The organism is Colwellia sp. Bg11-28, assembly GCF_002836245.1.
In the GTDB taxonomy this organism is placed as follows: domain Bacteria; phylum Pseudomonadota; class Gammaproteobacteria; order Enterobacterales; family Alteromonadaceae; genus Colwellia; species Colwellia psychrerythraea_A.
This window is the reverse complement of the sequence record NZ_PJBA01000018.1, coordinates 722394-737035: the sequence shown is the minus strand read 5'-3', so window position 1 is coordinate 737035 and position 14642 is coordinate 722394. Positions and strand designations below refer to the sequence as shown.

12 protein-coding genes are annotated in these 14642 nt (G+C 40.1%); all 12 read left to right on the top strand.

All coding sequences use genetic code 11. The features are described from left to right. The first annotated feature begins 331 nt into the window (after window positions 1-331). The 12 genes from mraZ to CXF79_RS20360 all read left to right on the top strand — a co-directional run bounded on the left by mraZ (window position 332) and on the right by CXF79_RS20360 (window position 14641). A complete protein-coding gene (mraZ, locus tag CXF79_RS20415) occupies window positions 332-790 on the top strand; it encodes a division/cell wall cluster transcriptional repressor MraZ (RefSeq protein ID WP_011045203.1) in 459 nt (152 codons plus the stop codon). Between the two features lie 59 nt (window positions 791-849). Continuing rightward, a complete protein-coding gene (gene rsmH, locus CXF79_RS20410) occupies window positions 850-1800 on the top strand; it encodes a 16S rRNA (cytosine(1402)-N(4))-methyltransferase RsmH (protein ID WP_101157539.1) in 951 nt (316 codons plus the stop codon). Window positions 1801-1802: 2 nt separating this feature from the next. Next, window positions 1803-2111 (top strand): cell division protein FtsL, encoded by a 309-nt coding sequence (gene ftsL, locus CXF79_RS20405; RefSeq protein ID WP_011045201.1) that lies wholly within the window; start codon window positions 1803-1805, stop codon window positions 2109-2111. 138 nt (window positions 2112-2249) lie between these two features. Beyond that, window positions 2250-4025, top strand: coding sequence for a peptidoglycan glycosyltransferase FtsI (locus CXF79_RS20400; RefSeq protein ID WP_011045200.1), 1776 nt, complete (start codon window positions 2250-2252; stop codon window positions 4023-4025). Then, window positions 4018-5610 carry a UDP-N-acetylmuramoyl-L-alanyl-D-glutamate--2,6-diaminopimelate ligase gene (locus CXF79_RS20395; RefSeq protein ID WP_101157537.1) on the top strand — a complete coding sequence of 531 codons (1593 nt, stop codon included), beginning with the start codon at window positions 4018-4020 and terminating at the stop codon, window positions 5608-5610. The genes CXF79_RS20400 and CXF79_RS20395 overlap by 8 nt, the downstream gene beginning before the upstream one ends. Next, entirely contained in the window at window positions 5607-7163 is a 1557-nt protein-coding gene (locus tag CXF79_RS20390) for a UDP-N-acetylmuramoyl-tripeptide--D-alanyl-D-alanine ligase (protein ID WP_101157535.1), read from the top strand. Before CXF79_RS20395 ends, CXF79_RS20390 begins: the two co-directional genes overlap by 4 nt. Beyond that, window positions 7163-8245: a phospho-N-acetylmuramoyl-pentapeptide-transferase gene (gene mraY / locus CXF79_RS20385; protein WP_101157533.1), complete on the top strand. Its 1083-nt coding sequence runs from the start codon at window positions 7163-7165 to the stop codon at window positions 8243-8245. Before CXF79_RS20390 ends, mraY begins: the two co-directional genes overlap by 1 nt. 52 nt (window positions 8246-8297) lie before the next feature. After that, window positions 8298-9713, top strand: a complete 1416-nt coding sequence (murD, locus tag CXF79_RS20380; RefSeq protein WP_101157531.1) for a UDP-N-acetylmuramoyl-L-alanine--D-glutamate ligase — start codon at window positions 8298-8300, stop codon at window positions 9711-9713. Continuing rightward, window positions 9704-11017, top strand: coding sequence for a cell division protein FtsW (gene ftsW, locus CXF79_RS20375; RefSeq protein ID WP_011045195.1), 1314 nt, complete (start codon window positions 9704-9706; stop codon window positions 11015-11017). The genes murD and ftsW overlap by 10 nt, the downstream gene beginning before the upstream one ends. Next, a complete protein-coding gene (gene murG, locus CXF79_RS20370) occupies window positions 11017-12180 on the top strand; it encodes an undecaprenyldiphospho-muramoylpentapeptide beta-N-acetylglucosaminyltransferase (RefSeq protein WP_101157529.1) in 1164 nt (387 codons plus the stop codon). The genes ftsW and murG overlap by 1 nt, the downstream gene beginning before the upstream one ends. Continuing rightward, on the top strand, window positions 12177-13688 hold the full coding sequence (murC, locus tag CXF79_RS20365; RefSeq protein WP_101157527.1) for a UDP-N-acetylmuramate--L-alanine ligase: 1512 nt from the start codon (window positions 12177-12179) through the stop codon (window positions 13686-13688). The genes murG and murC overlap by 4 nt, the downstream gene beginning before the upstream one ends. Continuing rightward, complete coding sequence (locus tag CXF79_RS20360; RefSeq protein WP_101157524.1) at window positions 13688-14641, top strand: D-alanine--D-alanine ligase; 954 nt, start codon at window positions 13688-13690, stop codon at window positions 14639-14641. Before murC ends, CXF79_RS20360 begins: the two co-directional genes overlap by 1 nt. The last annotated feature ends 1 nt before the right edge of the window (window position 14642 follow it).

Genomic DNA, 14642 nt, shown 5'->3' with positions numbered 1-14642 from the left:
AAAGCGCCCCCTAAACAGCACCTTCATCACCCCTGTCGCTAAAAATAGACACCATTTCAGTAAATAAATTATTTTTTTGCCCTTTTCTGGGATTACTTGCCACAAAAGTCCACAATTTCATCTACTTCCTCGAAAGCCTTAATTTTACTGGTGTTATAGCCAGTGTATCCATATTCGTTTTTCGTTTTCCTCACTTGACAGATCGTTGCTTTTTTCACTAAACTGTAGCAATGTGGAAAAAAGTGGAGAAATGTGGAGAAATGTGGATCATGGAATCACATTATCAATCACTTGTTTATTTATTGTTCAAAAGAGTGAAGTAACAACAGATATGTTTAGAGGCACTAGCGCAATTACGCTTGACAGCAAAAATAGGATCACGATACCTACTAAGTATCGTGAAGAGCTATTTGCTGATTGCCAAGGAAAAATGGTCTGTACGGTTGATATTCAACATCCGTGTTTATTACTTTATCCGCTACCCGAATGGGAAGAAATTGAATTAAAGCTGTGCAATCTATCAAGCATGAACCCGCAAGAGCGTTTATTGCAGCAAGTTATTTTAGGTAATGCTAGTGATTGCGAGATGGATAAAAACGGCAGACTATTAATAAACGGTCCTTTAAGACAGCATGCAAGTTTAGAAAAAAATGTCATGCTTGTTGGTCAATTGAAAAAATTTGAAATTTGGCATGACACAGCATGGCAATCGCAAATGCTTCAGGGCATTAGCAAAATACAATCGGGTGAAATTGAATTGACTGAACGCCTACTAGATTTATCACTTTAGTTTTTACCAAAGTCACTTTTTTAAAATAAATGCGTTAACAAGGGTTATAAAAATATAACATGGAACTAGACACCACTCATATCTCAGTGTTGCTCAATGAAGCCGTTGATGGCTTAGCTATAACCGATGACGGTTGTTATATCGATTGTACTTTCGGTCGCGGCGGTCACTCTTCAGTCATTCTTTCTAAGTTATCAGACAATGGACGTTTAATCGCCATTGATCGTGATCCTACAGCAATTACCGCCGCTGAAAAGTTCAAAGATGATAAGCGCTTTTTGATTGAGCACCAAGGCTTTGCTGCTTTGGCCGAAATTGCAGAAAAGCACGAGTTAACTGGTAAGGTTGACGGTATTTTGCTTGATCTTGGCGTATCTTCTCCTCAACTTGACGAAGCTGAACGCGGTTTTAGCTTCATGAAAGATGGTCCACTCGATATGCGTATGGATACCAGTAAAGGCCAGACAGCAGCAGAATGGCTAGCGGTTGCCGATGTTGAGGACATCACTTGGGTTTTACGTACTTTTGGTGAAGAAAAACATGCATGGCGAATAGCCAATGCTATTGTTGATACTCGAGAAGAAACACCGTTAACTAGAACAAGTCAATTAGCAAAACTCATTAAAACTACTGCTCCTCAAAGAGAAATAAAAAAGCATCCAGCAACACGAAGCTTTCAAGCTATTCGTATGTATATTAATAGTGAATTGGATCAAATAGAGAAAGCCCTTGTTGCTTCTCTTGACGTGCTATCAGAAGGCGGACGTCTTGTTGTTATTAGTTTTCATTCACTTGAAGATCGTTTAGTTAAACAGTTTATGAAAAAACATTCCCAAGGTAAAAAAGTTCCACGTGGCTTACCTATAAGTGAAATTGAATTAAATAAGGGCAAAAAACTTTCTTTAGTTGGGCGTAGGTTAAAACCAAGTCAAACGGAAGTTGAAGAAAATGTTCGCTCTCGCAGTTCAGTATTACGTGTTGCAGAGCGTTTAGAAAGAAACACTGATTAGTTATGGCTGCGCGTGCCTTAGTTTTTGATATTTGGCAAGATATTGTCCGTTATAGCGTTACTTATATTTTGTTGTTGTTTGTCGTGATGTCTTCGTTTTCTGTGATCTATTACAGTCATATTAATAGACAGACAACCAGTGAACTTGAAGTCTTATTGTCACAAAAAGATGACTTAAATATTGAATGGCGCAATTTATTATTAGAACAAAGTAGTTTGGCTGAGCACAGCGCAATTGAGAGTAAAGCAAAAAACTTATTGGATATGAAACGTCCGAATGGGAATTCGGAAGTGATTGTCACCTTGGAATAAAAACAGAATGTGGGTTCAAGTTTCTTAAAAGTATAAGTTAATAGTTAACAAAGATAGAAAAACTTTAGCTGAATTTGAGTTAGATATAAGCCAAGCATAAGTTAGGCAACAGCAAAACAATAATATATATGGAGCGGTGTGAATAAAAAAGCAGCCAAAAACAATAACCCACTAAATACCGCCCCATGGCGTTATTATTTAGTGCTGGCTGTTGTTGCTCTTATTTACATCAGTTTGATGGCGCGAACCGCTTATATCCAAATTATTGAACCTGAAATGCTGAAAAAACAAGGCGACTTACGCTCTTTACGCGTTGCCGCTAATACGGTTCAACGCGGCTCTATTGTTGACCGAAATGGTGCTGAACTCGCTATTAGTGTACCGGTTGAAACTGTTTGGGCTGATCCTAAGATTATTATGGATAATAATGCCATCGCTATGACCAAACATTGGCAAGCCCTCGCAGATGTACTCGATCAAGATATAAATAAATTGATCGCTCGTGTAGTTAAAAACCCACGTAAACGTTTTATTTATCTCGAACGTAAAATTTCACCAGCTATGGCGAGTTACATCAAAGAATTAAAAATCCCAGGAATACATTTACGTAAGGAATCAAAGCGTTTTTACCCTACCGGTGAAATTAGTGCTCACCTTATTGGTTTCACCAATGTGGATGATAAAGGCATTGAAGGCATCGAGCGCATGTATGATGACTTACTCACGGGGACAGGTGGCGCTAAACGCTTTAGAAAAGATGCCAAAGGGCGAAAAATTGAAATTATTTCTGTTGAAGAGCCAGAACAAGCGCAAGATATTACTTTAAGTATCGACCAACGTATTCAAGCGATTGCTTATAAAGAACTTAAAGGTGCTGTGCAGGCATTTAAAGCGACTTCTGGCTCAGTAGTGGTAGCAAATATCCATACCGGTGAGATATTGGCCATGACGAATAGCCCATCGTATAATCCAAATAACCGTCGTAACACAGCAATTCATCGCTTTAGAAATCGCGCCATTACTGATATCTACGAGCCTGGATCTACCATGAAACCACTCACTGCGTTAACGGCGTTAGAGTTTGGTTCCGCTAAAGCTAATTCTATTATAAATACCAGCCCTGGTTGGATGCGTTTAGGCGGACGTCGAGTAAGCGATCCTATTAACCGTGGTAAGTTATCAATTGAAGAAATTTTGGTCACTTCATCAAATATGGGTACCACTAAATTGGCGCTCTCTGTGCCAAAGGATTATTTATTAACTAAATTTTTTGATGCGGGTTTTGCTGATGATACGGGCACTAACCTAGTTGGTGAGAGCGTTGGCATGATGCATGATCGAAGCCGTTGGTCTAAGTTCGAATTAGCGACCCTCTCTTGGGGCGCGGGACTTGCTATTACTCCTGCGCAATTAACACGTTTTTACATGGCTCTGGCTAATGGTGGAATAAAACGTAAATTAACTATTGTTAAAAGCAGTGATAAAACGACTGACCCAGAAGATCAAGAAAGAATTTTTTCTGCCAAGAATAGTCTTGCTATTACTCATATGCTTGAAGCTGTGGTAGACGAACATGTACCAAAAGCAAAAATTGATGGTTATCGTGTCGGTGGTAAAACTGGCACCTCAATTAAAGCTGTTGCTGGTGGTTATGGTAATGATTACGTTGCTTTATTTGCCGGTATTGCACCTATTTCTAATCCTGAAATAGTTGTCGTTGTGGTCATTAACGAACCAAGTGGTGACCTTTATCATGGTGGCGAAGTCGCCGCACCGGTATTTTCACGGGTGATGAAAGGTGCTTTACGTGTTCTTAATGTTGCTCCGGATGCACAAAAATCAAGAACAGCCAGTAAGCATATCAAGCTCACACATCCAGCACAAAAACCAGTAGCAGGAGAGCATCATGCCTAAACCTGCTAGCCAAAATATGTTTACTTGTTTGACTGGATTTTCCATTGAGCTACCTAGCTCAATTAATTTAATGGGCTTTTGCGGTGATCTTCACAACGATAGTCGAGCGATTGTTGATGGTGACATTTTCTGCGCTATTATTGGTCATGATCAAGACGGTCGCCAATATATTGAGCAAGCAATAAAACAGGGGGCTAAGCTAGTAGTTGCTGAGTGCGAGAATATTACCGAGCATGGTGATGTTACTTTTGCGTCAAGCGATAACACGGTAGCGATTGTTAAGTTCTATCAACTTAACCAGCATTTATTTACCCTAACAAAAAATTACTATCAAGCGCCGCAAGATAATATGACGCTAGTGGGCATTACCGGCACTAATGGTAAAACTACCACCAGTCAGTTATTAGCTCAAATGCTTAGTGCTTACCAAAAAACGTGTGCTGTTATTGGTACTAATGGTGCAGGTAGTATCGATGATTTATACCCTATAGATAATACTACCCCCGGTGCTTGTGAGTTACACCAATTGTTTAATCGTTTTAGCGATGAACAATTTAGCTACGTAGCGATGGAAGTATCTTCTCATGCGTTATCACAAAAACGTGTGCAAGCAGACTTATTCGACATAGCGATCTTTACTAATTTAAGCCGAGACCATCTTGATTACCATGGTTCAATGGCAAGTTATGGTGAGGCGAAAAAGCAAATTTTCAGTGCCGATTGTAACCAAGTTGCGGTAGTGAACTTTGATGATCAACAAGCAAAAGAATGGCTAGAGAATTGGCCGAAGCAACAAACCCTTTGGTTATATGGCCGTGAAAAAACTATAACCGCCCATAAATACTTTGTAACGGCTAAAGGTACAAATCGTCATAGTCATGGTGTCTCTTTTACTTTAGCAAGTCATTTAGGCGATATCGATATAACCAGTCCATTATTGGGCGACTTTAATATTGATAATCTATTGGCGGCCATCAGTGTGCTGCTTATCCAAGGCATACCATTAAGCGAACTTCCTCATTTAGTTTCTCAGGTGAGCGCCATCGCAGGGCGAATGGAAGCAACCAGTGCTAAAAATTTAGCAACTGCCGTGGTCGATTATGCTCACACGCCTGATGCGTTGGAAAAAGCGCTGCAAGCCTGTCGTCAACATTGTGCAGGTGAGCTTTATGTTGTGTTTGGCTGTGGCGGTGATAGAGATAAAGGTAAAAGGCCCTTAATGGCACAAGCGGCAGAAAAATATGCTGACCATTTGGTCGTTACTAATGATAACCCGCGTAGTGAAGATGCCCAGTTGATAGCAAATGATATTGTTGCCGGTTTTACCTGTCCAGATGCAGAGCAAATATCGATTATTTTAGAAAGAGAACAAGCGGTATTGAAAACTCTGAATAAAGCAAAATCTGGCGATATAGTACTGTTGGCAGGTAAAGGCCACGAAGATTACGTCATTGTGGCTAAGCATGATGAACAGGGCGGAATCGTTGGTACCCAGAAATTAGCTTACAACGAACGTTTAGTCGTGAAAAATTTTTATCAAAAGCACGCTGGTTTGGCCGTATTGTCTGATGAGGCAAACTTATGATTACTATTTCACTAACTACTTTAGTTAAAGTTACTGATGGCGAACTCATTGTTCCAGCAATACAAACAGCGTTAAGCCTTGATGAATTAGTTATCGACGATTTAGTTATTGATAGTCGTGCTATCAATGAGCATTCTGACAAGTGTTCTGCTTTCCTTGCTCTTAAAGGACCTAATTTTGATGGCCACCGCTTTGCAGAGCAAGTTATCAAACAAGGCTGTCAATTACTCATCGTTGATCATCATTTGAGCGCAGTGACGGATACCGCGCAATTAATCGTGAGTGATACGCGAATAGCGCTAGGTAAAATTGCTGCTTTTGTTAAAAAAGAAGTCGCACCAAAAACGGTGGGCATTACCGGTAGTAGCGGAAAAACAACGGTTAAAGAAATGGTTGCGGCCATATTATCTCGTTTAGGTAAGGTCTTAGCAACGAATGGTAATTTCAATAATGATATTGGCGTGCCATTAACATTACTTCGCTTAGATAACAGCCATGATTTTGCTGTTATTGAAATGGGTGCTAATCATATGGGCGAAATTGCTTATACCACAGCGTTAACTCAGCCAGATGTTGCCGTGATTAATAATATTGCTGCAGCGCACCTAGAAGGTTTTGGCGATTTATGTGGCGTAGCTCGGGCAAAAGGTGAAATATTTTCAGGGCTTGGTGAAAATGGTGTTGCTCTCTATAACAAAGACACCAAGTACACCAGCAAATGGCAATGGCGTTTAACGGATAAAACGGTTCGTACCTTTTCTTGTGTTAATAAAGCCAATTGTTATAGCGAAAAGGTCAGCTTAGACAAAAATGGCTGTGCCAGCTTTACCTTGCAAAGCGAGCAAGGTTCTTGTGTTATGACTTTAACGGTACCAGGTAAACATAATGTTTGTAATGCGGTTGCCGCGGCTGCTATTGCGTTAGAATTTGGTGCCAGTCTTGAGGACATTCAGTTAGGTTTAGCCCAAATGCAGCCAGTAAAAGGTCGACTAAATTTACATCAATTAGAAAATAAAAAAACGGGCTGCAACGTAAAACTGATTGATGATAGCTATAACGCAAATCTTGAATCAGCAAAAGCGGCAGCGCAATTATTATCAAGCTATCCAGGTAAGCAATTACTTATTCTAGGTGACATGGGCGAGCTAGGCAGTGAAGCGCGTAGTTATCATCAAGAAGTTGGTGAATTTGCTAAGCACTTACAGTTAAATACTCTCTTGTCGTTAGGTGTGTTAAGTCAAAGTGCCAGTGATGCTTTTGCCAAAGACAATCACAGAAATGATCAAAGTCAGCATTTCAATCAAAGAGCTGATTTGATGACTCATTTATTTACCATGTTGAATCAACAATTGTCTGTTGGTCAGCAAGATATTGCTATTTTAGTTAAAGGCTCTCGAAGTGCGCACATGGAGCATGTAGTGACAGAAATTATTGATTGGTTTGAACAAATGAATGCCGAGCAAGCTATGAATCAAGAACAAAGTACTAGCCAAAAAAATGTAGCTAGTAAATTTCAAGTTAATGAACAGCAAAGTACAGAAGGTAAAGCTTAATGTTATTGTGGTTAGGTGAGTATTTAACTCAATTTTATTCAGCGTTTAATGTTTTCTCTTATTTAACATTTCGCGCCATTATCAGCACGCTAACCGCGTTGTTTATATCATTGTATTTTGGTCCCAAACTTATTCGTTATTTGCAAAAAATGCAAATAGGTCAAACGGTAAGAGATGATGGTCCTGAAAGTCATTTATCTAAATCAGGTACGCCCACCATGGGTGGTCTGTTAATACTCGCGTCTATTGTGATTAGTGTTTTACTCTGGGCCGATTTAAGCAATATTTATGTTTGGGTGGTGATATTTGTAATAGTGAGCTTTGGCATTGTTGGTTTTGTAGATGATTATCGTAAAGTTATTCGTAAAGATGCGAACGGTCTAATAGCTCGTTGGAAATACTTTTGGCAAACCGTCATCGGTTTAAGCACGGCGCTATTTTTATATTTTATTGCACAAGGCCCAAATGAAACGGCGCTATTAGTTCCTTTTGTGAAAGAATTGTTACCGCAGTTAGGCATTTTTTATGTGGTGATGAGCTATTTCGTTATTGTCGGCACCTCAAATGCGGTTAACTTAACCGATGGTCTTGATGGCTTAGCTATTGTACCTACCATTATGGTCGCAGGAGCGTTTGCTTTATTTGCCTATGTTACAGGTCATGTGAACTTTTCTGCTTATTTGAATATCCCACATATCGCCTTAACAAGTGAACTAGTTATTGTCTGTACTGCCATTGTCGGTGCAGGACTAGGGTTCTTATGGTTTAACACCTATCCAGCACAAGTTTTTATGGGCGATGTAGGCTCACTGGCCTTAGGTGCTGCACTTGGCGTAATTGCGATACTTGTTCGCCAAGAGTTAGTTTTATTTATTATGGGCGGTGTTTTTGTTATGGAAACCGTCTCGGTCATTTTACAGGTTGGTTCCTATAAAATGCGTGGTCAGCGTATTTTCCGTATGGCACCAATTCATCACCATTATGAATTAAAAGGTTGGCCAGAGCCGCGAGTTATTGTTCGCTTCTGGATTATCTCATTGATATTAGTGCTGATTGGTTTAGCCACATTGAAGTTACGCTAAATAATATTTTAAGAAAGATCGATAAACTAAATAAGGTAAATTTAAATAAGTTATGACTTGGTTAACAGCGTTTAAAGATAAAAATATTGTCGTGCTAGGAGCTGGAATGACAGGTTTGTCATGCCTACGTTTTTTGCACGCACAAGATTTGTCATTTGCTGTTAATGATTCACGACCTATGCCTTTTGCAAATACGGATGAACAAACTCAATACGAGAATGATTATCCAAAGGCAAAATTTGTTTTCGGTCAATGGCAACAAGGTTTAATTTCTAGTGCTGATATAATTATTGCCAGTCCAGGTATTGATTTAGTCAGTGAAGGAATTACAGCACTTATCCCAGAAAACTGTCTGGTTATCGGTGACGTTGAATTATTTTGCCTAGTTAACAATAGCCGCATCTCCCCGATGAAAATGTTGGCAGTCACTGGCTCAAATGGCAAGTCTACCGTAGTGTCACTATTAGCTTCTCTAGCAAAAGCTATCGGAGTTAATGCTGCCTTGGCAGGTAACATCGGAGAGCCAATACTTAATCTACTTCATCGAGAAAATGTCTATAACTCTCAGCTTGCTAATCAACCAGACATTGTCATTGTCGAGCTTTCGAGTTTCCAACTAGAAACGTTATCCAGTATGCATGCTATTGCTGCGAGTGTGCTTAATTTAAGTGATGATCACCTTGACAGGCATAAGACCTTAGCGAATTACCAGGCTATTAAACAAAGTATTTATCCACAAGCAAAAATTGCCGTGGTGAGTCGAGAAGATCAAGCATCAAATACTTTAGTTGCCGCTCAAGAAATAATTTCTTTTGGTTTAAATAAACCAGAGCAAGACTGTTTTGGTCTGCAAGCTATTGATAATAAAATGGTAATGATGTTTGGTGAACAAGCTTTAATTTCAATTGATGAATTACCTCTTGCCGGTATGCATAATGCGCTCAATTATATGGCAGCTTTAGCGCTTGGTTATAGCGCTGGTTGGTCATTATCAGCTATGACAGAAAACCTTGCCGGATTTATGGGGTTAGCTCACCGTTGCCAGCGCGTAGCGAGTGAAGATTACATTCAATGGATTAATGATTCTAAGGCGACAAATGTTGGTGCAACACTCGCCGCTATTACTGGTTTAGTCCCGACGCTTACAGGCCAAAATAAGTTAATTCTTATTGCTGGCGGTGATGGCAAAGGTGCTGATTTTTCAGCGCTAACAACAATATTAAATTGTGATGTAAATCAGCTGATTACTTTAGGTAAGGACGGCGCTGAGATTGCTAGTTTAGTGAGTGATGCTATTCAAGTTAATACCCTTAGGGAAGCAGTAGAGCAAGCTAAGCAGATAGCCAAACCAGGTGACATGGTCTTACTTTCACCAGCGTGCGCCAGTATTGATATGTTCAAAAATTATCAAGTACGCGGCGAGCAATTCATTGCAGCAGTACAAGCTAAGGAGGACTCATGTCGTTAGAAAAAACCATGACCTTAGCCAGAACAATGTCTTTAGAGACAACTCAGGCAATAACAAAAACTCTATCACAAGTGCCTGTACCACCACTACCAGAGTGGATTAATCGCCTAATGGCAGGCTCAAATCAATATGGTGCAAATGCCTTTGATCGAAGCTTTATCGTGTTGGGATTGACCATGTATATGGTTGGACTAGTCATGGTCGCCTCTTCGTCTATACCGGTAGCGGAACGCTTATTTAATAATCCATTCCATTTTGTTATTCGCCACGGTATCTATATTGGATTAAGCCTTGCTGTTGCAGGGGTTGCCTTACAAATCCCCATGTCTTGGTGGCATAAAAATAGTAGTTACTTATTAGGTTTTGCCATTGTCTTGCTGGTTACTGTGTTGCTCATAGGTCGTTCAGTAAACGGTTCAACACGTTGGATCGTGCTTGGCCCAATTACAGTGCAAGCAGCAGAGCCAGCTAAATTGTTTTTCTTTTGTTATTTATCTGCCTATTTAGTACGTCGCCGTGAACAAGTAATGGAGAACCTAAAAGGTTTTATTAAACCGTTAATTGTATTTGGTGTTATGGCGGCATTGTTATTATTACAGCCTGATTTAGGTACAGTTATCGTAATGTTTGTCACCACGTTCGGTTTGTTATTTTTAGCGGGTGCTAAGTTATGGCAATTTATCGCTATGGCGTTAGTTGGCGCAACATCATTGGGAATGTTGGCTTATTTTGAACCCTATCGCTGGCGACGAGTGACTAGCTTTTTAGACCCATGGCAAGACCCGTTTGGCAGTGGTTATCAGTTAACCCAATCATTAATGGCTTATGGTCGTGGTGAAGTATTAGGTCAGGGCTTAGGTAATAGCATACAAAAATTAGAGTACTTACCAGAAGCGCATACCGATTTTGTTATGGCTGTTTTGGCTGAAGAATTCGGCTTTGTCGGTATCAGTGTAGTGCTACTACTGAGTATGACTTTGGTTTACAAAGCACTTATTTTAGGGCGTTATGCACTGGCTAAAGAAAAATACTTTGAAGGGTTTTTAGCGTACTCCATCGGTATTTGGATGTGTTTTCAAGCAGCAGTAAACATTGGCGCAAGTGCAGGTATTGTGCCAACGAAAGGATTGACCATGCCACTGATTAGTTATGGTGGTAGCTCGATGATAATCATGACTTTAGCGCTGGTTCTTTTAATACGTATTGACCATGAAATTCGTTTACAGAGTATTCAGGCTACTAGCTCAAAAAGAGCTACTAAGAAAGAGCTTAAGAGTATAACTAAGCAAAATGGTGATAAATAATGAGCGCTAATCATGGCCAAGGTAATAAAGATTTAGCAAAAACTTTGTTAGTCATGGCTGGTGGCACCGGTGGACATATATTCCCTGGTATTGCGGTCGCCGATGAGCTGAAAGCGCAAGGATGGAAAATCCATTGGTTGGGAACTGCCGATCGTATGGAAGCTCAAATTGTACCTATGCATGGTTATGATATTTCGTTTATCAATATAAGTGGTCTGCGTGGTAAAAATCTATTAACAACGCTTGTTATGCCTTTTAAATTGTTAAGGTCGCTTTTTCAAGCGAGACGCGTGATTAAAACAGTGAAACCTGATGTTGTTATAGGCATGGGTGGCTATGCAAGTGCTCCGGGTGGTTTGGCCGCTTGGCTAAGTAAAATACCGCTAATCGTTCATGAACAAAATGCTGCTGCCGGATTAAGTAATCGCTTGTTAGCGCGTATCGCCAATAAAGTATGCTGCGCCTTTCCTAATGCATTTGTTAGCGGAATTGACGTTGAAGTGGTTGGTAATCCTTTACGCGCGTCAATCGGTCAGCAAGCAGTGGTTTCAGAAAATATAGATCAAAGCCACGAAGGTAGTAAAAATATTCTCGTGGTAGGTGGTAGTTTAGGCGCTCAAGTCTTAAATAAGGTGATGCCGGATAGCTTTAAGGATTTATCAGAAAGTGATGAGAAATATTGTATATGGCACCAAACGGGCGACAATAACCAAGCACAAGTCACCGCATCTTATAAACAGGAATATATTGATACTGGAAAAGTGAGAGTTACCGAATTTATTACTGATATTGCTGCTGCATATCAGTGGGCTGATATAGTGATTTGTCGTGCGGGAGCGCTAACCGTTTCAGAATTAGCCATGGCAGCAACACCAGCCATTTTTGTACCACTACCGCATGCAGTAGATGATCATCAAACAAAAAATGCGTTGTACCTCGTCAAGCGAGATGCAGCAAAGTTATTGCCACAGGCAGAACTAAATAATGAGAGTATCACGTCGTTAATAATCGAGCTGTTTGATCAGCCTCAAACTTTAGCTGACATGGCTAAAGCTTCTTTGAGTGCTGCAACTAGTGATGCAAGTCAGAAAGTAGCAAAATTATGCCAACAGCTTTCAATATCGAATGGCGCAAAACTTAGAAATAATGAAGAGAAAATATGATTAAGCAAACTCACGTAAGTAATAGCTCAATTAATAGCAACAACTCAACTGCAGCTCAGGTACCTGAAATGCGCCGGGTAAAACGTATCCATTTTGTTGGCATAGGTGGCGCTGGTATGGGCGGTATTGCTGAGGTATTGCTTAATGAAGGTTATCAAATTTCGGGTTCAGATATTGGTGAAAATCAAGTGGTTAAACGCTTGAGAGCTCTAGGGGCGACCATTGTCATTGGCCACCAAGCAGAAAATGTGGTTCAAGCCAGCGTAATAGTAGTATCAACTGCGATAAATAGTGAAAACCCTGAACTCGTTAAGGCAAAAGAATTACGTATTCCTGTGGTTAGACGCGCAGAAATGCTAGCTGAATTAATGCGTTTTCGTCACGGCATTGCTATTGCGGGTACGCATGGAAAAACAACTACAACCAGTTTGATTGCCAGTATTTTTGCACAGGGTAAATTAGATCCAACGTTTGTGATTGGTGGCTTACTTAATAGTGCAGGTACTAATGCAAGATTAGGTAGCAGTCGCTACTTGGTTGCAGAGGCCGATGAAAGTGATGCATCGTTTTTACATTTACAACCTATGGTTTCGGTTATTACCAATATCGATGCCGACCATATGGAAACATATCAAGGTGACTTTGAAAAACTTAAAGATACCTACATAGAGTTTTTACATAACTTGCCCTTTTATGGCTTAGCGGTTGTTTGTATTGATAACCCAGTTGTCCGTGAACTATTACCACGCATTAGTCGCCAAGTGATCACCTATGGTTTTTCTAAAGATGCGGATGTGAGAGCAGTAAATTACCAACAAAATGGTGCCGTTAGTCATTTCACCGTAGAGGTTGAAGGACAAGAGCCGCTAGACATGAGTGTAAATTTACCTGGTCAGCATAATGTTTTAAATGCTTTGGCTGGTGTAGCCGTTGCCAAAGATGAGGGTGTTAATGATGAAGCAATTTGTAAAGCATTAACCGAATTTGAAGGTATAGGTAGACGCTTTGAAAAACTAACTGATTTTAGTACCGCTGCTGGTGATATGGTTTTGGTTGATGATTACGGTCATCATCCGAGTGAAGTGAAAGCGACAATCCTAGCTATGCGTCAAGGTTGGCCAGATAAACGTTTAGTTATGGTTTTTCAACCACATCGTTATTCTCGAACCCGTGATTTATATGAAGATTTTGTTGAGGTATTGTCAGAAGTTGACTGTCTATTCTTGCTTGATGTTTATGCTGCAGGAGAAACACCAATCTCGTCTGCTGATAGCAAAAGCTTAGCACGGTCAATTCGTCTACGTGGTCAAATAGAGCCTGTTTATGTCAGTGATGTAGATAAACTGCCGCAATTATTAGCAACTCAGTTGCAAGATAACGATATGGTTATTACACAAGGAGCCGGGAGTATTGGTGCAGTTGCTCGCAACTTAGCTGATCATAGTTTGTTGCATACTAGTTGTTCAGTTCAGCCTGATGCTCAATCTGAAGTTAAGGGTGACAAATAATGGTTAAGGCACTGGATAGCTCACTAGCATTGCTCAAGCAAGAGAATATTGCTGTGCTTTATGGTGGAAATTCAGCAGAACGTGAAGTTTCACTCAATTCAGGACAAGCTATTGCCAAAGGTTTAGAAGAAGCTGGTTTTAATGTTGTGTTAATCGATACTAAAGTAGTGCCGTTAACTGATTTAGTGAGTAAAAAAATAGACAGAGTTTTCATTGCTTTACATGGTAGAGGTGGAGAGGATGGTTGTTTGCAAGGTGCACTTGAGTATTTAGACATTCCTTATACGGGCTCGAATGTTTTAGGTTCCTCGCTCTCAATGGATAAAGTAAGAAGCAAACAAATTTTTAAAGCGTGCGGCATACCAACAGCACCTTTTACCGTAGTTAATAAAGCTGAATTTTCAACGTTATCATTAGAAAAAATTCTCGCTGATTTAGGCGGTCGAGTGATGGTCAAACCAGCTAATGAAGGTTCAAGTATTGGTATGGCACAAGCAAAAACCATCGCACAATTGCGTAACGCGTTAATTGAAGCGTTTGGTTTTGACACCCAAGTCTTACTTGAAGCATGGATTGATGGTCCAGAATATACCGTTACCATTTTAGGAGATAAGGCTTTACCCGCTATTCACATGGAAACGCCACGTGAATTTTATGATTATGAGGCAAAGTATCAATCTACAAGTACACAATATCACTGCCCCTGTGGTTTAAATGAACGTGATGAGAATGAAATAAAATCTTTGTCAATGAAAGCATTTAATGCAACGGGTGCTCTGGGTTGGGGACGGGTTGATATCATGCGAAATAAAACTGGCGAATGGCAGATATTAGAAGTCAATACTGTACCAGGGATGACAGAAACGTCACTCGTGCCAAAAGCAGCAAAAGTCTTCGGTTTGAACTTTAGTGAGTTAGTAACTCAAATTTTACAGCTTAGTGTCAAAGAGTAAT